20 protein-coding genes and 1 riboswitch are annotated in these 19,158 nt (G+C 68.6%); of the genes, 13 read left to right on the top strand and 7 right to left on the bottom strand.

Going from position 1 to position 19,158, the window contains the following annotated elements:
* Window positions 1–153 precede the first annotated feature (153 nt).
* Entirely contained in the window at window positions 154–507 is a 354-nt protein-coding gene (gene queD / locus ACPEH8_RS15510; RefSeq protein WP_017356822.1) for a 6-carboxytetrahydropterin synthase QueD, read from the top strand.
* A gap of 187 nt (window positions 508–694) precedes the next feature.
* Window positions 695–1,042, top strand: a complete 348-nt coding sequence (locus ACPEH8_RS15515; RefSeq protein ID WP_136003553.1) for a phasin family protein — start codon at window positions 695–697, stop codon at window positions 1,040–1,042.
* A gap of 101 nt (window positions 1,043–1,143) precedes the next feature.
* On the opposite strand, the gene ACPEH8_RS15520 is transcribed toward ACPEH8_RS15515, so the two are convergent.
* Together ACPEH8_RS15520 and ACPEH8_RS15525 are read right to left on the bottom strand one after the other, a co-directional pair.
* Window positions 1,144–2,616, bottom strand: a complete 1,473-nt coding sequence (locus ACPEH8_RS15520) for a sensor histidine kinase (protein ID WP_153164932.1) — start codon at window positions 2,614–2,616, stop codon at window positions 1,144–1,146.
* Window positions 2,613–3,335, bottom strand: coding sequence for a response regulator transcription factor (locus tag ACPEH8_RS15525; RefSeq protein WP_017356825.1), 723 nt, complete (start codon window positions 3,333–3,335; stop codon window positions 2,613–2,615). The genes ACPEH8_RS15520 and ACPEH8_RS15525 overlap by 4 nt, the downstream gene beginning before the upstream one ends.
* Window positions 3,336–3,482: 147 nt before the next feature.
* On the opposite strand from ACPEH8_RS15525, the gene msrB reads away from it, so the two are divergent.
* From msrB to ACPEH8_RS15545, 4 genes are all read left to right on the top strand, one after another.
* The gene (gene msrB / locus ACPEH8_RS15530; RefSeq protein WP_017356826.1) at window positions 3,483–4,007 is read left to right on the top strand and encodes a peptide-methionine (R)-S-oxide reductase MsrB; all 525 of its coding nucleotides are present in this window, start codon (window positions 3,483–3,485) and stop codon (window positions 4,005–4,007) included.
* 47 nt (window positions 4,008–4,054) lie between these two features.
* Window positions 4,055–5,824, top strand: coding sequence for a cytochrome c biogenesis protein DipZ (locus ACPEH8_RS15535; RefSeq protein WP_262071580.1), 1,770 nt, complete (start codon window positions 4,055–4,057; stop codon window positions 5,822–5,824).
* Window positions 5,825–5,839: 15 nt separating this feature from the next.
* Complete coding sequence (msrA, locus tag ACPEH8_RS15540; RefSeq protein WP_423667353.1) at window positions 5,840–6,574, top strand: peptide-methionine (S)-S-oxide reductase MsrA; 735 nt, start codon at window positions 5,840–5,842, stop codon at window positions 6,572–6,574.
* Between the two features lie 178 nt (window positions 6,575–6,752).
* The gene (locus ACPEH8_RS15545) at window positions 6,753–8,183 is read left to right on the top strand and encodes a PLP-dependent aminotransferase family protein (RefSeq protein WP_136003547.1); all 1,431 of its coding nucleotides are present in this window, start codon (window positions 6,753–6,755) and stop codon (window positions 8,181–8,183) included.
* On the opposite strand, the gene bioD is transcribed toward ACPEH8_RS15545, so the two are convergent.
* Window positions 8,184–8,867, bottom strand: coding sequence for a dethiobiotin synthase (gene bioD / locus ACPEH8_RS15550; RefSeq protein ID WP_423667356.1), 684 nt, complete (start codon window positions 8,865–8,867; stop codon window positions 8,184–8,186).
* A gap of 117 nt (window positions 8,868–8,984) precedes the next feature.
* Between bioD and ACPEH8_RS15555 the strand changes: the two genes are divergently transcribed.
* Both ACPEH8_RS15555 and ACPEH8_RS15560 read left to right on the top strand, forming a co-directional pair.
* Window positions 8,985–9,467 carry a GAF domain-containing protein gene (locus ACPEH8_RS15555; RefSeq protein ID WP_153164936.1) on the top strand — a complete coding sequence of 161 codons (483 nt, stop codon included), beginning with the start codon at window positions 8,985–8,987 and terminating at the stop codon, window positions 9,465–9,467.
* Window positions 9,464–9,799 (top strand): TfoX/Sxy family protein, encoded by a 336-nt coding sequence (locus ACPEH8_RS15560; protein ID WP_017355702.1) that lies wholly within the window; start codon window positions 9,464–9,466, stop codon window positions 9,797–9,799. The genes ACPEH8_RS15555 and ACPEH8_RS15560 overlap by 4 nt, the downstream gene beginning before the upstream one ends.
* On the opposite strand, the gene ACPEH8_RS15565 is transcribed toward ACPEH8_RS15560, so the two are convergent.
* Window positions 9,796–10,374, bottom strand: a complete 579-nt coding sequence (locus ACPEH8_RS15565) for a histidine phosphatase family protein (protein ID WP_026070723.1) — start codon at window positions 10,372–10,374, stop codon at window positions 9,796–9,798. The two genes, ACPEH8_RS15560 and ACPEH8_RS15565, sit on opposite strands and share 4 nt — an antisense overlap.
* A gap of 153 nt (window positions 10,375–10,527) precedes the next feature.
* Window positions 10,528–10,755: riboswitch (cobalamin riboswitch) on the top strand.
* Between the two features lie 62 nt (window positions 10,756–10,817).
* Here ACPEH8_RS15565 and btuB point away from each other — a divergent pair.
* Entirely contained in the window at window positions 10,818–12,659 is a 1,842-nt protein-coding gene (gene btuB, locus ACPEH8_RS15570; RefSeq protein WP_423667359.1) for a TonB-dependent vitamin B12 receptor, read from the top strand.
* A gap of 88 nt (window positions 12,660–12,747) precedes the next feature.
* Here the strand turns inward: btuB and gph are convergent, their stop codons facing one another.
* Both gph and ACPEH8_RS15580 read right to left on the bottom strand, forming a co-directional pair.
* On the bottom strand, window positions 12,748–13,410 hold the full coding sequence (gene gph, locus ACPEH8_RS15575) for a phosphoglycolate phosphatase (protein WP_153164938.1): 663 nt from the start codon (window positions 13,408–13,410) through the stop codon (window positions 12,748–12,750).
* 53 nt (window positions 13,411–13,463) lie between these two features.
* Window positions 13,464–14,366 carry a LysR family transcriptional regulator gene (locus tag ACPEH8_RS15580; RefSeq protein ID WP_017355698.1) on the bottom strand — a complete coding sequence of 301 codons (903 nt, stop codon included), beginning with the start codon at window positions 14,364–14,366 and terminating at the stop codon, window positions 13,464–13,466.
* 97 nt (window positions 14,367–14,463) lie between these two features.
* On the opposite strand from ACPEH8_RS15580, the gene ACPEH8_RS15585 reads away from it, so the two are divergent.
* Both ACPEH8_RS15585 and ACPEH8_RS15590 read left to right on the top strand, forming a co-directional pair.
* On the top strand, window positions 14,464–15,102 hold the full coding sequence (locus ACPEH8_RS15585; protein ID WP_136003537.1) for an NAD(P)-dependent oxidoreductase: 639 nt from the start codon (window positions 14,464–14,466) through the stop codon (window positions 15,100–15,102).
* A gap of 75 nt (window positions 15,103–15,177) precedes the next feature.
* A complete protein-coding gene (locus ACPEH8_RS15590) occupies window positions 15,178–16,092 on the top strand; it encodes an MBL fold metallo-hydrolase (RefSeq protein ID WP_017355696.1) in 915 nt (304 codons plus the stop codon).
* Window positions 16,093–16,099: 7 nt separating this feature from the next.
* Here ACPEH8_RS15590 and dinB read toward each other — a convergent pair whose 3' ends face one another.
* Complete coding sequence (gene dinB, locus ACPEH8_RS15595) at window positions 16,100–17,182, bottom strand: DNA polymerase IV (protein WP_017355695.1); 1,083 nt, start codon at window positions 17,180–17,182, stop codon at window positions 16,100–16,102.
* Window positions 17,183–17,409: 227 nt separating this feature from the next.
* Between dinB and fabA the strand changes: the two genes are divergently transcribed.
* A complete protein-coding gene (gene fabA, locus ACPEH8_RS15600; protein ID WP_017355694.1) occupies window positions 17,410–17,925 on the top strand; it encodes a 3-hydroxyacyl-[acyl-carrier-protein] dehydratase FabA in 516 nt (171 codons plus the stop codon).
* Complete coding sequence (gene fabB / locus ACPEH8_RS15605) at window positions 17,925–19,133, top strand: beta-ketoacyl-ACP synthase I (RefSeq protein ID WP_136003535.1); 1,209 nt, start codon at window positions 17,925–17,927, stop codon at window positions 19,131–19,133. Before fabA ends, fabB begins: the two co-directional genes overlap by 1 nt.
* The last annotated feature ends 25 nt before the right edge of the window (window positions 19,134–19,158 follow it).

Raw genomic sequence — 19,158 nt, forward strand, 5'->3', positions numbered from 1 at the left:
GTAGTCCATGCCTGGCCGGGGGGCGGCCAATAACATCTCTTCATACGGATATAAGAGAAATTAACATCTCTTCATCCGGATGGAAATGTTTTTGTGAGGGCGGCGTGGCATCTCGCGCCCACCCACGGCCAGTGAGCCCAGTACAATGGGCCGATGGAAATCTTCAAAGTCTTCACCCTCGAGGCCGCGCACCGCCTCCCCAACGTGCCGCCGGGCCACAAGTGCGCGCGCCTGCATGGCCACTCCTTCCGTGTGGAGCTGAAGGTGGAAGGCGAGCCAGGCGAACAGACCGGGTGGATCATGGATTTCGGCGACGTCAAAGCCGCCTTCCAGCCGATCTACGACCGCCTGGACCACCACTACCTCAACGACATTCCCGGCCTGGACAACCCGACCAGCGAACGGCTGGCGATCTGGATCTGGGACGAGCTCAAGCCGGCGCTGCCCCAGCTCAGCGAAGTGACCGTGCACGAGACCTGCACCTCGGGCTGCCGCTACCGCGGCTGAGGCCTGGAACGCGGCAGCAGGGCCGGCCACTGGCCGGCGACCGCCCGATGAACACCGCAATCGGCAAGACAACCCATTGATCTGCAAGTGGTTTGACTGAAACCGGACCGTAACGGGCAGGAATTTGTTGCATCGCAATAAATTCGGCGTATGCTGCATTGCATCAACGTTCTCGAGCCGTCCTGCCATGACGTCCGCGTTCACCGATTCCTTCAGCGACTACACCCGCCAGCTGGCCGCCACGGCCACGCGTGCCAACCGGCTCGCACTGGAGAATGCCGAAAGCATGTTCGGCGTGCAGTTGAAGACGCTGGAGAAGAACATCACCGCCACCAGCGGGTTCTTCGGTGAAATCGTGCAGTCACAGGAACCGGGCACGCTGTTGCCCAAGGGCGCCCAGCTGGCCCGCGACAACCTCGCGCGCTGGGCCAGTGCCCACCAGGAAGTGGTTGGCCTGGGGCTGAAGGCCTCCGAGGCGTTCGGCGAACTGGCGCGGCAACCGTTCGCAGGCGCTGCCGGTACCGGCCGCCGCTGAACCCCATCGACATCGCATTTGCGTGGGTCCCTCCCCCCACGCAATCCCAGACCCGACAGAACCCTCCCTCTGTCGGGTCTTTTTTTGTCCTGGCTCGCGGGTCAGCGCGCCGGCGCCGCCGGCAGGGTGAAGGCGAACAAGGCGCCTTCGCGGCTGTCGAGCAGGTGGATGTCGCGCTGGTGCAGCTGCAGGATGCGGTGCACGATCAACAGACCCAGCCCGCCACTGTCCGGGCGTGCACTGCCCAGCGCGGGCGGCGTGGTGAACAGCGTCGCGCGCCGCTCGATGGGGATGCCGGGACCACTGTCGGCGATGCTGACCTGCACCTCGCCGTCCTCGGCCCGCAGCACCACCTCGATGCGCCCGCCTTCGGGGGTGTGGCGGATCGCGTTGTCGAGCAGGTTGGTCAGTACCCGCTCGATCAGACCCAGGTCGCCCACCACCGTCGGCAGCCCGGGCGGGATGTCGGCAGTCAGTGTCTGCCGGCGCGCCTGCGCGGACAGTTCGAATTTCTGGAAGACGTCCTGGAGGAGGTCCGGAAGCGAGAACGCCTGCCGATCCAGCGTGACTCCACCGTGCTCCAGCCGCGCCAGTTCGAACAGCGCCTGGGCCAGTGCACCGACCTTGCGGCTCTGCGCCAGTGCGATGCCGAGATAACGCTGGCGCTCGTCGGCACCGAGCGTGGCATCCTTCAGCGCCAGCGTTTCCAGGTAGCCATGCAGCGACGACAGCGGTGTGCGCAGGTCGTGGGAGATGTTGGCGACCAGCTCGCGCCGCTGCAGATCCTGCTGGCGCAGCTGCTGCCATTGCTCGCCCAGCCGCTGGGCCATGTGCCCGAAGCTGTGCTGGAGGATGGCCAGTTCGTCGCGCTCTCCCGGTCGCAGCGGGGTCGGCGGCGGCACCGTGCCGGGGGCCGCACCGTCGACGTCGAACGCCTGGATGCGCCGGGTCAGCTGGCGCAGCGGTCGGGTGACCCAGCGGAACGCCACCACGCCGGCCAGCAGGCCGACCAGGGCCACGATCGCCAGTGACCACAACGTGGTGCGCAGCGTGGCGTTGGCGGCGATGTTGGCCGCCAGGGCTTCACGCTGTTCGCCGACCAGCACCACGTAGATATAGCCGGCCTGGCGCCCCTGCACCCATAGCGGCGCCGCGTTGAACACCTTGCGTCCGGTCGTGCTGCGCGGGTCGTCGCCGAGGATCGGCAGCGGTTCATCGCGCAGCAGCGCACGCACCGGCGCCAGATCCACGCGGCTGCGCTTGAGATGGCCGTCCGGCGCATCGTGGCCGAGGATGCGGCCCTGGTCGTCGAGCAGGTACACCTCCACGCTCGGATTGACCGCCATCAGCTTGCCGAACAGCGCGCGCACTTCGCCGCCACGCATGCCGCGTGCATCCATCAGTTCGCCGCTGCGCGCGATGTGCTCGGCCAGGCCGCGCGACAGCCGCTGCACGGTTTCCTGCTCGTGCACCGCGGTGCTGCGCATCTGGATCATCACCAGCGCCGCGCAGCACACCAGCAGCAGCGCGCAGAACACCACCGACAGGCGCTGGGACAGGGTCAGGCGGATCATGCCTGTGCGCCCTCGCTGCCATCGACCAGTTTGTAGCCGCGCCCCCATACCGTCTGGATGCGCTGCGGCGTGGCCGGATCGCGTTCGATCTTGTTGCGCAGGCGGTTGATGTGCGTGTTGACGGTGTGTTCGTAGCCGTCGTGCTGGTAGCCCCAGACCTGGTTGAGCAGGTCCATGCGGGAGTACACCTGGCCCGGGTGCCGGGCGAAGAAATACAGCAGGTCGAACTCGCGCGGCGTCAGGTCAAGCGCCCGGCCCTCCAGTTGCGCGGTGCGCGCGACCGGATCGATGCGGATGCCGGCCACGTCCAGCTCGCCGGCATCGATGCGGGCATTGAGCGCCATCGCCTCCACCCGGCGCAGCAGGGCCTTGACCCGCGCCACCAGCTCCAGCATCGAAAACGGTTTGGCCAGGTAGTCGTCTGCCCCCAGCTCCAGCCCGAGGATGCGATGCACTTCGCTGGCCCGCGCGCTGGTGATGATGATCGGGGTATAGCGCGCCATCGCACGCGCGCGCTTGCAGATCTCCAGACCATCCACGCCCGGCAGCATCAGGTCCAGCACCAACGCGCTCCACGGCTGCGCTTCGAGCAGGGCCAGACCCTCATCACCGGTGGCGGCATGGGTGACGTCATAGCCTTCGTCACGCAGGTGCATGCGCAGCAGGGTGGCAATGTGGACATCGTCTTCGACGATCAGGACACGCTTGGCGCTGCTCATCGGTACGGGGCGATCGGCAAGGGACATGGCCGCATTGTCGACCGATCCGCACCTGAATGTGTCACGGAAAATTTAACCCTGCGTGAGGATTCGTTGACCGGGCCGGGCGCAGCATGACCGCATCGTATCCCTCCCTGGAGATCGGCCATGCGTTACACCCGTCGCAATGTGCTCGGCATGGGCGGCATGGCCGCTGCCGCCGGCCTGTTCGGCCTGTCCGCCTGCAGTGGCCCCGCACCTGCCGCGCCTGCCGCACCGGTGCGCCAGTTCGAGGTGATGCGCACCGATGCGCAATGGCGGGCGCAGCTCACCCCGGCGCAGTACGCAGTGCTGCGCCGGCAAAGCACGGAACGTCCGTTCAGCAGCCCGCTGAACAAGGAGCACCGGCGCGGCACCTTCACCTGTGCCGGCTGCGCGCTGCCGTTGTTCTCCTCGTCCACCAAGTTCGACAGCGGCACCGGTTGGCCGAGCTTCTGGGCGCCGCTGCACGACGCCGTCGGCGAGGATCGCGACACCACCTTCGGCATGGTGCGCGTGGAAGCGCATTGCCGGCGCTGCGGCGGCCACCTCGGCCACGTCTTCGATGACGGCCCGCGTCCCACCGGCCTGCGCTACTGCATGAACGGTGTCGCGATGCAGTTCGTGCCGCGCGGCGCCGACGACAGCACCTGACCCCCGGCCCCTGCCCGGCCTTCCCCCCTTCCTGAAAGGACTTTCCGATGCTCCTGCTTGTGCTGGCCTACCTGGGTGGCGTGCTGACCATCCTCAGCCCCTGCATCCTGCCCGTGCTGCCCTTCGTGTTCGCGCGTTCGGACCGGCCGTTCCTGCGCAGTGGTCTGCCGCTGCTGGTTGGCATGGCGCTGATGTTCGCGGTGGTCGCCAGCCTGGCGGCGGTCGGCAGCCAGTGGGTGGCCCAGGCCAACCAGGTGGGCCGCTGGATCGCGCTGGTGGTGATGGCGGTGTTTGCCGTAGCGCTGCTGTGGCCGACCCTGGCCAACCGGCTGCTGTCGCCGTTCCAGCGCCTGGGTGCGCGACTGAGTGCGTCGGCCGATGCGGCCAGCGATGCCGGGCGCGGCGGGGTGGGTACCTCGCTGCTGATCGGCGTGGCCACCGGCCTGCTGTGGGCACCGTGCGCCGGCCCGATCCTGGGCCTCATCCTGACCGGCGCGGCGTTGCAGGGCGCCAGCGTGGGCACCAGCACGCTTCTGCTGGCCTATGCCCTGGGCGCGGCCACCTCGCTGGCGCTGGCGATCTGGATCGGCGGGCGCGTATTCGCCGCCCTCAAGCAGCGTCTCGGCGTAGGGGAATGGGTGCGGCGCGGACTGGGCATTGCCGCGCTGCTGGCGGTGGTGGCCATCGCGATGGGCTGGGATACCGGCGTGCTGACGCGCCTGTCCACGGTCAGTACCGCGCGGCTGGAGCAGGGCCTGCTGGATGCGCTGCCGGCGCAGTCGCCGCCGGCAGGCGGAGCGATGATGATGCGGGCCGCCGATCGCGCGGTCGATGGCGACTTGCCGGTTGAAGGCACACTGCCCTCGCTCGCCGGCGCCACCGGCTGGCTCAACAGTCCACCGCTGGATGGGCCGTCGCTGCGCGGCAAGGTCGTGCTGGTCGATTTCTGGACCTATTCCTGCATCAACTGCCTGCGTGCCCTGCCCTATGTGCGCGAATGGGCCGAGCGCTACCGCAACCACGGGCTGGTGGTCATCGGCGTGCACGCGCCGGAATTCGCCTTCGAGCGCAACCTCGGCAACGTGCAGCGCGCGGTCAGGGATCTGCAGGTCACCTATCCGGTGGCGATCGACAACGACTTCGCGATCTGGCGTGGCTTCAACAACCGCTACTGGCCGGCGCACTACTTCATCGATGCCCAGGGCCGCATCCGCGCGCACCACTTCGGCGAAGGCAACTATGCGCAGTCCGAGCAGATCATCCGCCAACTGCTGCGCGAGGCCGGCAACACGCTGCCCGGCGAACCGGCACAGGCCATGACGGCCACGGCACGCGAGGGCGTGGAGCGCCAGGCCGACATGCGCAACCTCAAATCGCCCGAGACCTACCTGGGCCATGCGCGCGCCGAGCATTTCGCCTCACCGGGTGGCCAGCAACCCGACCGCCAGGCCGCCTACGCACTGCCCGCCTCGCTGGCGCTCAACGAGTGGGCGCTGGGCGGGCGCTGGACGGTCGGCGATGAGGACGTGCAGTTGGCGCAGGCCGGCGGCCGCATCGCGTTCCGCTTCCACGCGCGCGACCTGCACCTGGTGCTGGCCCCCGCGCAGGACGGCAAGCCGGTGCGCTACCGCGTGCGCCTAGATGGACAGCCGCCGGGCGCGGCCGCCGGCGGCGACGTATCCGCCGATGGCAGCGGCCAGGTCGGCGAGCACCGCCTGTACCAGTTGATCCGCCAATCCGGCGATGTGCGTGAACGCACCTTCGAGATCGAGTTCCTCGATCCGGGTGTCCATGCCTACGCCTTCACCTTTGGTTGAGCCGGGAGGCCTTCGATGAAGCTCACTATCGACAAACTGGTGGCCGGCGGGATTGCCGGTGTCATTGCGGCATTGACCGTGACCGCCGTGGTCAGCCTGGACCGTCCCGCCCACGCGGCGGCCGCGATGGTCAGCGTCCCGGCGCCCAGCGGGCCGGCCAACGTTGCGCAGCCGGGCAGCCGGCGTGCGCAGGTGGTGTTCGCCGGGGGCTGTTTCTGGGGCGTGCAGGGGGTGTTCCAGCACATCAAGGGCGTCAACAACGCGGTGTCCGGCTACATCGGCGGCAACGCCGGCACAGCCAGCTACGCGCGCGTGGGCAGCGGCACCACCGGCCATGCCGAGGCGGTGCAGGTCACCTACGATCCGAGCCAGGTGAGCTACGCACAGCTGATGCAGGTGTTCTTCTCGGTGGTGCACGATCCCACCCAGCTCAACCGGCAGGGCCCCGACCAGGGCACCCAGTACCGCTCGGCGATCTACATCGACGACCCGGCACAGCGCGATGCCACCCGCGCCTACATCGCCCAGCTGGAACGCGCCAAGGTGTGGGCCGCGCCGGTGGTCACCCAGGTCGATGGCGGCAAGCGCTTCTTCGCGGCCGAGGACTACCACCAGAACTACCTCACCCTGCACCCGGAATCGCTGTACATCCGCATCAACGACCTGCCCAAGGTCGAGGCGCTGAAGCGCCAGTACCCGGCGCTGTACCGCGACACCCCGCGCCTGGTATCGACGCTGTCGGCGCGCTGAGGGAACGGGAAAAAAGCGCACGGCGAAACACGGCACCGCCGTGCGCGAGGGAAGTACGGGATGCGCGGCGGGTGGCGTCCGCCGGGCTGGCCAGGCCATGCTAGGCTGCGCGGACCAGCGGATACAGCGCCAGAGTCGCTGCATCCGGATGGATACAGATTTCCGTGGATGAGCCCGCATGGCAGCCAACCTTTACCAGTCCCTGGCCGATGAAATGGCCGATGCGATCCACAGCGGCCGGTTGCCGGCCGGTGCACGCCTGCCCTCGCTGCGCGGCCTGGCCGCGCAGCGCAGGCTGAGCCTGAACACCGTGATCGCCGCCTACCGTCAACTGGAAGACGCCGGGCTGGTGATGCCGCGGCCCAAGGCCGGCTTCGTGGTCAGCCCGCGCCTGCCCGAGCCCACCCGTTCGCTGCGCCAGGCGCCGTCACTGGCGACCGCCCCGGCGCAGCAGGTGATGATGGCCCGCGTACTGGCCGCCCAGCAGCAGCCGGGCGTCGTCGACCTGGCCTTTGCCGGCCCGCGCGGCAAACGCTTCTATCCCGGTGCGAAGCTGGCGCGCAGCACCGCGCAGGTGCTGCGGCGTTCGGCGGGCATGGTCGAAACCTATGCGCGCCCGAATGCGGCCACGCGGCTGCTGGAGCAGATCGTGCGGCGTGGTCCACGCCTGGGCCTGCACACCAGCGTGGAGCGGCTGGTGCTGACCCACGGCGCGATGGAGGCGCTGCAGCTGGCATTGCGCGCGGTGACGCGCCCCGGCGATGCGGTCGGTATCGAAGCCCCCTCGTACTTCAATCTGTACCCGTTGCTGGGCAGCCTGGGACTGAAGGCGATCGAACTGCCCACCGATCCGCGCCACGGCCTGGACGTGGACGCGGTGGAGGCACAGCTGCAGCACCGCGCGCTGGCCGCGATCGTGGCGATGCCGAGCGTGCACAACCCGCTGGGCTGCACCATGCCGGTCGCTGCCAAGCAGCGGCTGGCCGCGCTGGTCAATCAGTTCCGCATCCCGCTGATCGAGGATGCGGTGTACGCCGAGCTGCAGTACCAGGAACCGCTCGCGCCGCTGCTCAAATCCTTCGATGACGAAGGCTGGGTGATGGTGTGCAGCAGTTTCTCCAAGACGCTGGCACCGGATTACCGGATCGGCTGGCTGGACGGCGGTCGCTTCGCCGCGGACATCCAACTGCTCAAGTTCCAGTCCACCGGCGCCGAATCGCGCCTGCTCGGCGAGGCCGTGGCCGCGTTCCTGGAAGCGGGCAGTTACGAACACCACCTGCGGGGACTGCGGCGGCTGTACAGCGAGCAGGTCGGCCGCGTGCGCAGCCTGATCGCGCAGCATTTCCCCCCCGGCACCCGCGCCACCCAGCCAACCGGCGGTTTTCTGCTGTGGGTGGAGCTGCCCGTCGACATCGAGGCCGGGACGCTGTTCGACCTGGCGCTGGCCGAGGGCGTGGTGTTCATGCCGGGCCAGGTGTATTCACGTGGTGCGCGCTACCGCCACTGCCTGCGCCTGTCGTGCTGCCAGGAGCTGGATGAGCGCTACGTCGGTGCGATCGCCACGCTCGGCCGCATCGCCCACACCCTGCAGGCGGCCGCGCGCGGCTAGCTAGATGGCCAACCGCGCGGCCAACGTGGCCGGGTCGGCCCCGGGCGCGTACGGCAGGCGCCCCCAGCACGGCATCGGCAGGCGTGCACGCAGCAGGGCCATGTTCTCGTCGCGACGCGCCATCGACGGGTCCACTTCGTTGGCGATCCAGCCGATGCAGGTGGCCCCGCTGGACTGGATCGCCGCAGCGGTCAGGCGCGCGTGGTTGAGGCAGCCCAGCCGCAGTCCAACGACCATCACCACCGGCAGCTGCAGGGCCTGCACCAGGTCGGCCTGGTCGAGCGTGCCCGACAGCGGTGCCAGCCAGCCCCCCACCCCTTCCACCACCACGGTGTCGGCGCTGGCACGCAGGCGGCCGAACGCCGTCTCGATCGGGCCCAGCGACAGCGTCACGCCGGCCTCGGCGGCGGCGATCTCCGGCGCCAGGGGCTGCTCCAGCGCGAACGGGTTCAGATCGTCATAGGACGGCATCGGGTCGCTGGCCGCCATCAGCGCGGTCGCATCCTCGTTGCGCAGGCCCTCGGCGGTGCGGATGCAGCCGCTGGCCACCGGCTTCATGCCCACGGCCTGCCGGCCACGCTGGCGCAGCGCATGCAGCAGCACGCAGCTGCTGAAGGTCTTTCCGATCCCGGTATCGGTACCGGTCACGTACAGGGCAGCGGGCAACGACACGGGCAGGGACATGGACGTCTCCGGGAGGAAAGCGCCCATTATCGGCCTGCCGCCGCCCGCCGCGACGGTGCATCGCTGCGTTGCACTGCGCCCGGCGCAGGCGACGGCCCTGCTTGCTAGACTGCGGGCATGTTCGATACTTCCACGCTCACCGGCAGCAAGCCGGAACAGTACGGCCAGCTGCTGGCCCAGGCACGCGCCCTGGTGCACGGCGAGCGCGACCGGATCGCCAACGCGGCCAACCTGTCGGCGCTGGTCTACCACGCGCTCCCCCACCTGAACTGGGTCGGGTTCTATTTCTACGACGGCACCGAGCTGGTGGTCGGGCCATTCCAGGGCCTGCCGGCCTGCGTGCGCATCCCGCTGGACAAGGGCGTGTGCGGCGCGGCCGCCTCGCAGCGACGCACCCAGCGGATCGAGGACGTGGATGCCTTCCCCGGCCACATCGCGTGCGATTCGGCCTCGCGCTCGGAACTGGTGGTGCCGCTGGTCAAGGGCGACACGCTGATCGGCGTGTTCGACCTGGACAGCCCGTCGCTGGCCCGCTTCGACGCCGAGGACCAGGCCGGTCTGGAAGCGATCGCCGCGGTGTTCGTCGAGGCGCTGGGATGAGTGCCAAACTGCGCAACATCGGCCCCAAAAGCGCAGCCTGGCTGCGTCAGGTCGGGCTGCGCACCCCGGAGGATCTGATCGCCGCCGGTGCGGTGGGCGCGTTCGTGAAGGTCAAGCGCGCCGGCTTCAAGCCCAGCCTCAACCTGCTGTACTCGCTGGAAGGCGCGCTGCAGGACTGCCATTGGCAGGAACTGCCGGAGGCGCGGCGGATTGAACTGGTTGCCGCCTACGACGCGATCATCGCCGACAACCCGTTGAAGAAGGCGCCACCAGCGTCCGGGCCGGTCTACGACCGCACGCCCGAGCCGCAGGATGACGAGGACGACCGCTAGGGTTGCTGCAGTTCCAGCAGCTCGCCCCACAGGCGATCCTCGTCGCGCTCCACGCGCAGCTGCAGCCGCGTGCCGTGATCGATGCGCAATGCCCAGCACATCGCCAGTGGCAGGCCACACACCTGCGACAGCACCATCCGCAACGGCCCGCCGTGGCTGACGACAACGGTGGGAACCGGCTCCGGATCATCCAGCAGGCGGTGCAGGCCACGCGCGATGCGGCGCTCGAAGTGTCCCCAGCTTTCGCCATGCGGCGGTGGATTGGCGTGCGGGTCCAGGTGGAAGGCCGACACGGCCTCCATCGGCAAGGCGTCCAGTGCCGCCCCGTCCCAGTCGCCGAAGTCGAGTTCTTCCCACTCCTCGTGCGCCTCCACGTGCAGCCCGCGCGGCACGGCCAGTGCGTCGGCGGTGCCCATTGCACGCGTGCGTGGTGAGCTCAGCACGCGCTGCCAGGACAGCGACGCGTAGCGCTCGCACAGGGCCACGGTGCTGTCCGCGTCCAGCGGCGGATCGGTGCGGCCATCCAGGTGGTTGTCGCGGCCGGTGCTGGCGTGGCGGATCAGGTCGAGGATCACGCCATGCCCCCTGTACCCGGCGCTGCGGTGGGCCGGCGGTACGCACGGGCGTCCGCGCATGGGTGCTGCAACCACAGTGGGGTCATGGGGATCACATCGAAAAGACGAGGCGCATTCTAACCGCTGCGTCCCATCGGCCCGGGCCGATGGCTTAGACTTCGCCCACTTTCAGGTGACCTGCGGCGTATGCCGGCAGGTTGAAACGGGAAGCCGGTGACGCGTCAGGCAATGCCTGTCCGCCACTCCGGCACTGCCCCCGCAACGGTAAGCGTGGAGACACCAGGCAGTACGCCACTGTGCTTCGGCATGGGAAGGCGCCTGGTGGGATGGGGCTGCCATCCACCCGCAAGTCCGGAGACCGGCCTGGGAGACGACGGATCGCGACGTGTCGCGACCTTCCCCACCCTTTGCCGCGCGGGCGTGCGCGGCACCCGGAGTCCACGATGAAGCTGCAAACCCGAATTCTCTCCCTGGCCGTGCTGTCGACATTGCCGCTGATGGCGGCCGCCCAGGATGAGGCAACCGCACTGGACCAGGTCCTGGTCACCGCCACGCGCACGCCGATCGCCCTGCAGGACAGCATCTCGCCTGCGCAGGTGATCGACCGCGCGGAGATCGAGCGCAGCCAGGCGCCGTCGCTGCAGGACCTGCTGCGCGGCCGTGCCGGCATCAACCTCAACAACAGCGGCGGCCTGGGCAAGCAGAGCTCGCTGTTCCTCCGCGGCACCAACTCGGCCCACACCCTGGTGCTGGTGGACGGCGTGCGCATCAACACCGGCGATCTCGGCCTGGCCATGCTCCAGGACCTGCCACTGGCGCAGATCGAACGCGTGGAAATCGTGCGCGGCCCGCAGTCCAGCCTGTACGGCGCTGATGCGATCGGTGGCGTGATCCAGATATTCACCCGTCGCAACGCCGGCCAGTTCGCCCCGCACCTGCAGCTGGGCGCCGGCAGCAACGGCCTGCGCGAGGCCAGTGGCGGCTTCGGTGGCAGCGGCGAGCGCGGCTGGTTCGGCACCGACATCGCCTACCAGCACACCGACGGCATCAATGCCTGCCGCGGCAACCCGATCACGTTCGCTGGCTGCGGCGCCGACGAGCCCGACCGCGACGGCTACCGCAATCTGTCGATGAGCCTGCGTGGCGGCTACGCGCTGGGCGATGCCTGGCACGTGGAAGGCACCGCGCTGCGCGCCGAAGGCGAGAACCACTACGACGGTTACTACAACTATTCGGAAACGCTGCAGCAGGTGCTGGGCGGCAAGGTGCGCTACACCCCGGGCGCGCGCTTCAATCTGACCGTCAGTGCCGGCCGGGCTGACAACGAGTCGCAGAACTACAACGGCAGCACGTGGCTGGGCGCGGCGCAGACCCACCGTGACACCGCGTCGGTACAGGCTGACATCGGCGTGGTCGAAGGCCAGCTGCTCAGCGCAGGCGTGGACTGGAGCCAGGACAACCTGGACGGCAGCAGCGCCGGCTACGGTGTCGACAGCCGCGACAACACCGGCGTGTTCGTGCAGTACCAGGGCCGCTTCGGCGCGCACCACCTGCAGGCCAACGTGCGCAACGACGACAACGAGCAGTTCGGCAACCACACCACCGGCAGCCTCGGCTGGGGCATGGAACTGGATGGCGGCTTCCGCCTCAACGCCAGTTACGGCACCGCGTTCAAGGCACCGACTTTCAGCGACCTGTACGACCCGTGGAGCGGCGTGCCGACGCTGGACCCGGAAACCTCCCGGAGCGCCAACCTCGGCATTGCCCAGCAGGGCGATGGCTGGCGATGGGGCCTGGATGTGTATGAGACCCGCATTGACGACCTGATCACCTACGACGCCACCACCTTCATGATGTCGCAGGTGGAGAAGGCGCGCATCCGCGGCGCCGAGTTGACCGGTGCCATCACCGTGGCCGGCGTCGATATCAGCGCCCAGCTCAGCCACACCGATCCGCGCAACCGCACCGACGGCAGCGCGCAGTTCGACAACTGGCTGGCGCGTCGCGCGCAGAACACCGCGCGCCTGGACATCGACCGCCGCTTCGGCGACTTCCGCGCCGGCATTACCGCCAATGGGGCGGGCAAGCGCTATGACGATGCCGCCAACACCGTGCGCCTGGGCGGCTATGGCACCGTCGACCTGCGTCTGGAGTACGCAATCAGCCGCGACTGGTCGGTGCTTGGCCGGGTGAGCAATCTGTTCGACCGCGACTACGAAACGGTGGCCTGGTACAACCAGCCCGGCCGCGAGTACCGCCTGAGCGTGCGCTACCAGCCGAACTGAGGCACCGGGATGGCGGCATCGCCGCCGTCCCGCACGCAGGGGTGCAGACAGGCATCCGGTGGGTGCCGACCGTGGGTCGGCGCCTCCCTCACCCGCGCGCGGACACCCCCGGCAGATCGCGCAGATCATCCACCACCGCTACCGCCTCGACCGTCTCCAGGTCCAGCCCGCGCGGATAGCCGTAACGCACCAGCGCCACCGGCATGCCCGCATCCACGGCAGCACGGTAATCGGTGATCGAATCGCCCACCATCAGCGCCGCCTGCGGTGCCAGCCCGAAGTGGGCGGCGATATGCCGCAACGGCACGCCGCTGGGCTTGCGCTCGGCCAGCGAATCGCCGCCGAGCACCAGCGCGAACAGATCCTGCAGGCCGAAATGCCGCAGCAGAGGCGCCACCAACGCTGACGGCTTGTTGGTGCAGATCGCCAGCGTCACGTTGCGCTCGCGCAGCGCCTGCAGCGCCGCTTCAACACCCTCGAACAGACGCGGGCTGCGCAGCAGGCAGGCCTCGTAGTGGCGCATGAAGCCGGGCATGACCGCGTCCAGATCGGCATCACTGCCCGCCGCGGTGAACGCCTGCTCCACCAGCCGGCGCACGCCGTCGCCGATCCAGGTGAGCACCGTGGCCTCGGGAACCCGCGGCAACTGCCAGTCTTCGAGCGTGCGGTTCAGCGCTTCGGCGATATCGGCCGCGCTGTCGACCAGCGTGCCATCCAGATCGAACACCACCAACGGATACGGACAGGACAAGGCGTGGCTCACTTCAACGACGTGGGAACGCCATTGTACGCGGCGTCCTGCGATCAGATCCGCGACAGAAACGCCGGGCTGGAGAAGCGCTCCACGAGGAAATCCAGGAAGCTGCGCATGATCGTGGGCAACTGCCGCCGCGACGCATACACCGCGTGGATGCCCAGGCCCTCCACCTCGTAGTCCGGCAGTACCTCGATCAGTTCGCCGCTGCGCAGCAGCGGGCCGATCTGGTAGGTGGGCAGCATCGCGATGCCGGCGCCGGCGCGCACCGCTTCCAGCAGCAGCGACGCCTCGTTGGCGCTGATGTTGCCACCCACGGCCACGGCAATCGCACGGCCGTCGCGCTTCAGGTGCCACACGCTCTTGCCGACGTAGTGGTGGGTAAGACAGTTGTGCGAGGCCAGCGCGTCGGCAGTCGTCGGCGCGCCGCGTTCGGCCAGGTACGACGGTGCCGCGCACAGCACCGAGCGGCACGGCGCCAGGCGCCGCGCGATCAGCGCCGGATCGATCGCGCGCGAGATGCGCACGGCGATATCCACGCGTTCCTCGACCAGGTTCACCACGCGGTCCACCAGCAGCAGTTCGACCCGCGTCAACGGATGCCGCTTCACGAAGTCCGCCACCGCCGCTGCCAGGTGGATCTGCCCGAACGAGACACTGGCCGTGACCCGGATCAGGCCATGCGGTTCTGGATTGTCGTTGGCCAGTTCGCCGTGCAGTTCCTCGCCGATCGCCAGCATCTGCCGGAAGCGCAGCAACGCGGCTTCGCCCGGCGCGGTGAGGCTGATCCGGCGCGTGGTCCGGTGCAGCAGGCGGGCGCCCAGCCAGCGCTCCACCTCGGCCAGGTAGCGGGTGACCATCGCCCGCGACATCTCCAGCGCCTCGGCGGCGGCGGTCAGGCTGCCGCGCTCGACCACCTCGACGAACACGTTCATGGCGGTCATGCGGTCCATTTGATCGTTCTACGCAACAAATTAGGCCGTTATACGCGGTTTTTCGGACGATTTCAGGCGCATATGCTGGCCTTCCTCCCGCAACGGATCTCGCCCCATGAAAATCGCGCTTGTTGGTGCCACCGGCAACATCGGCCGTGAAATCGCCCGCCAGGCCCTCGCCCGCGGCCACCAGGTCACGGCCATCGTGCGCCGCGACACCGCGCTGCCTGCCGAACTGGACGGCGCCACGCTGGCCGTCGCCGCGCTGGACGACACCGATGCCCTGGCCGCCGTGATCGCCGGCCATGACGTACTCGCCAGCGCCTACGGCCCGCGCCCGGGTGACGCCCCGGCCGACGTGGCCGCCGTGGCTACCCACCTCACCGGGGCCGCGCGCCAGGCCGGCGTGCGCCGGGTGGTGGTGGTCGGCGGTGCCGGCAGTCTGGAGGTCGCGCCAGGCGTGCAGCTGGTGGACACCCCCACGTTCCCCGACGCCTACAAGCCGATCGCGCTGGCGCACCGAGAGGCCTTCAAGGTCTACCAGGGCATCGATGATCTGGATTGGACCTTCTACTCTCCCGCCGCCGAGATCGGCCCGGGCCCGCAGCAGGGCGGCTTCCGCACCCAGGCCAAGGCCTTCCTGGCCAGTGCCGACGGCCATAGCCGGATCAGCTACGCCGACTACGCCGACGCGTTCGTCAACGAAATCGAGACGCCGCGGTACCTGCGCCAGATCGCCACCGTCGCGTACTGACGAACGGCCCGACCCGCCCCGGCTCCACCAGGCCCCGGCATGCCGCCGGGGCCCTGTCGCACAGGACCCCACACCATGCCCCCTCTTTCGCGCGCCCCGCTGTTGCTGGCGCTGGCCGTCGGCGCCGCACTCGGCGTGGCTGCACCTGCGGCCAGCCATGCAGCCCCTGCCACCACGCAACGCGCACCGCTGCAGGTGCAGCCTTACCATCCGGGCGCGAAGGCGCTGTTCCAGGTGTCCTCCAGCCTGGTCACCGGCGAGCACGACGCGATCCTCATCGACGCCCAGTTCGCGGCGTCGGATGCGGCACACCTGGTGCAGCGTGTCCGCGCCAGCGGCAAGCGCCTGACCACCCTCTACATCAGCCACGGCGACCCCGACTACTACTTCGGCCTGGCCACCCTGCAGGACGCCTTCCCCGACGCCCGGATCGTTGCCACCGCGCAGACGGTGGCCCACATCCAGGCGACGCAGGCCGGCAAGCTCGCCTACTGGGGGCCGAAGATGGGTGCCGACGCGCCTGCGCGCATCGTGGTGCCGCAGGTCCTCGACGGCGACACCCTCACACTGGACGGGCAGACGCTGCAGATCATCGGGCTGGACGGCCCCACCCCGGACCGGACCGTGGTGTGGATTCCCGCGCTGCGGACCGTGCTCGGCGGCATTCCCGTGGTCAGTGGCGAGCATGTCTGGATGGCCGATACGCAGAGTGCGCAGTCGCACGCGGACTGGCTGGCGACCCTGGCGAAGATCAAGGCACTCAAACCGGTGCGCGTCATTCCCGGGCACTACGCCACGGGCGCGGCGCTGGATGTCGGCGCGCTGGACTTCACCGCAGCCTATATCCGTGCCTTCGATGCGGAAGCCGCGCGCAGTGCCGACGCCGATGCCCTGGTCGCGGCGATGAAAACGCGCTACCCGCGCCTGCAGGGAGTGGATTCACTGGCGTTGAGTGCCAAGGTCGCCAAAGGCGAGATGCGCTGGCCGTAAGCGGCGGTCACGCCTCGTCGAGGTGATCGAACAGGCCGGGCTGGCGCACCGGTTCGCGCTCGCGGAACCCCCCCAGCCCGACGCCAACGAGGCGATAGCGCGTGTCATCCGGCAGGTCGACGCGCGCGCGCAGCGCCAGCGCGATATCGCGCAGTTCTTCCAGCGTGTCCGGCGGCGACTCCGGCGTGAAGCTGCGGGTGATGATGCGGAACTGCGCGGTCTTCAGCTTCAGCACCACCGTATGCCCGACCCGCTCGGTTCTGCGCGTTGCCTGCCAGGTCTTCGTGGCCAGCTCGACGATGGCCGCGTCCAGCGCATCCAGCGGCAGGTCCTCGGCGAAGGTGTCCTCCGAGGAGATCGACTGCACCGGCTGGTCCGGTTCCACCGGGCGCTCGTCGATGCCGCGTGCGCGCCGGTACAGGCTGGCGCCGAAGCTGCCGAAACGCGTTTCCAGCACCTCCAGCGGCAACGCGCGCAGATCGCCCACGGTGACGATGCCCAGTTCGGCCAGCTTGCCTTCCATCACCTTGCCCACGCCGGGTACCCGCTTGACCGGCAACGGCGTAAGGAACTGTTCGACTCGATGCGGCGGCACCACGAACTGGCCATCCGGCTTGCGCCAGTCCGAGGCGATCTTGGCCAGGAACTTGTTCGGCGCGATCCCGGCCGACGCGGTCAACTGCGTTTCCTCGCGGATCTGCGCCCGCACGATCGCCGCGATCTCGGTCGCCACTGTCATGCCGCCTTTGTGCACGGTCACGTCCAGGTAGGCCTCGTCCAGCGACAGCGGTTCGACCAGGTCGGTATGCCGCAGGAAAATCTCACGCACCTGGCGCGACACTGCCTTGTAACGGGCGAAGTCGGGCGGCACGAACACCGCGTCCGGACACAGCCGCTCGGCACGCAGCGCCGGCATCGCCGAGCGGATGCCGAACACCCGCGCCTCGTACGACGCCGCGCACACCACCGAGCGCGCGCCTTTCCACGCCACCACCACCGGCCGGCCACGCAGCGCGGGGTCGTCGCGCTGCTCCACCGACGCGTAGAACGCGTCCATGTCGACGTGGATGATCTTGCGGAGGGCGGGCACGGCGTGACGGACTCGGGTCAGATGAACAAGATTACAGCCACACGCTTGAGTATGGTCTTTTCATAACAACAACATGCGTTTTTGAACCTGAAAACACTACGCTGGCGTACGGTTAAAACGTTTGATTGAAACGATTTTCCTCTGCACTCTTGAACACTTGTCTTTTATCAAGAGCAGCCGAGCGGCGCTCGGATGTACCCGATGACAACTTCAGGATTGCGCTTTTCATGACTCGTCTCAACGCGTTCTCGCGCGAACAGCTGCTGGCCAGCGCCCGCGGCGAACTGTTCGGCCCGGGCAGCGGTCGCCTGCCCAACGATCCGATGCTGATGTTCGATCGCATCACCGATATCCGCGAGGACGGCGGCCCACACGGCAAGGGACTGGTACGCGCGGAACTGGATATCCGCCCGGACCTGTGGTTCTTCGGGTGCCACTTCATCGGCGACCCGGTGATGCCCGGTTGCCTGGGCCTGGATGCGATGTGGCAGCTCACCGGCTTCTACCTGACCTGGCTGGGCGCTCCCGGCCGCGGCCGTGCATTGGGCTGCGGCGAGGTGAAGTTCACCGGCCAGGTGCTGCCCGAGGCCAAGCAGGTCAGCTATGAAATCGACATCACCCGCGTCATCAACCGCAAGCTGGTGATGGCGCAGGCCGACGCCCGCATGCTGGTGGACGGCCGCGAAATCTACACCGCCAAGGACCTGCGTGTGGGTCTGTTCACTTCCACTGAGAACTTCTGATGCGTCGCGTCGTCATTACCGGAATGGGCATCACTTCGTGCCTGGGCAACGATCTGGACACCGTGTCCACCGCGCTGCGTGAAGGCCGCGCCGGCATCCGCACTCTGCCCGACCACGCCGACGCCGGCCTGCGCAGCCACGTGGGCGGCAACATCGAACTGGACCTGGACGCGCAGATCGACCGCAAGCTCAAGCGCTTCATGAGCGACGCGTCGGCGTATGCGTACATCGCCATGCGCGATGCGATCGCCGATGCCGGCCTGGAGGCCGACCAGGTCGCCAACCCGCGCACCGGCCTGATCGCCGGTTCCGGCGGCGGCTCCAGCCAGTGGCAGGTCGAATCGGCCGACATCCTGCGCGCGCGCGGCGTGCGCAAGGTCGGCCCGTACATGGTGCCGCGCACGATGTGCTCCACGGTGTCGGCATGCCTGTCCACCGCGTTCCAGATCAAGGGCCTGAGCTATTCGCTGTCGGCCGCCTGCGCGACGTCGGCACATTGCATCGGCGCCGCCGCGGACCTGATCCGGCACGGCGCGCAGGACGTGATGTTCGCCGGTGGCGGCGAAGACCTGCACTGGTCGATGAGCGTGATGTTCGATGCGATGGGCGCACTGTCCACCCGCTTCAACGAAACCCCGGCCAGTGCCTCGCGCCCGTACGACAAGGACCGCGACGGCTTCGTCATCGCCGGTGGTGGCGGCATGCTGGTGCTGGAGGATTACGACCATGCCGTTGCGCGTGGCGCACGCATCTATGCCGAGCTGGTCGGCTATGGCGTCACCTCCGATGGCGCCGACATGGTGGCACCGTCGGGTGAGGGCGCGGTGCGCTGCATGAACATGGCAATGGCCAATCTGTCCGCCCCTATCGACTACCTCAACACGCACGGCACCTCGACCCCGCTGGGCGATGTCACCGAGCTGAAGGCGGTGCGCGAGGTGTTCGGCGAAAACGTGCCGCCGCTGTCGTCGACCAAGGCGCTGTCGGGCCATTCGCTGGGCGCCGCCAGCGTGCACGAAGCGATCTACTGCCTGCTGATGATGCGCGACGGCTTCATCGCCGGCTCGGCCAACATCGGCGAGCTGGACCCGCTGGTGGAAGGTTTCCCGATCGTGCGCGAAAGCCACAATGCACAGTTGAACACGGTGATGTCCAACAGCTTCGGCTTCGGCGGCACCAACGCTGCGCTGGTGTTCGGCCGGGTGTGAATCCAGGCGGACCACGCGCGAAGGA

Origin of the sequence: Stenotrophomonas sp. NPDC077461, assembly GCF_049545475.1 — a bacterium.
Classification (GTDB): Bacteria; Pseudomonadota; Gammaproteobacteria; order Xanthomonadales; family Xanthomonadaceae; genus Stenotrophomonas; species Stenotrophomonas nematodicola.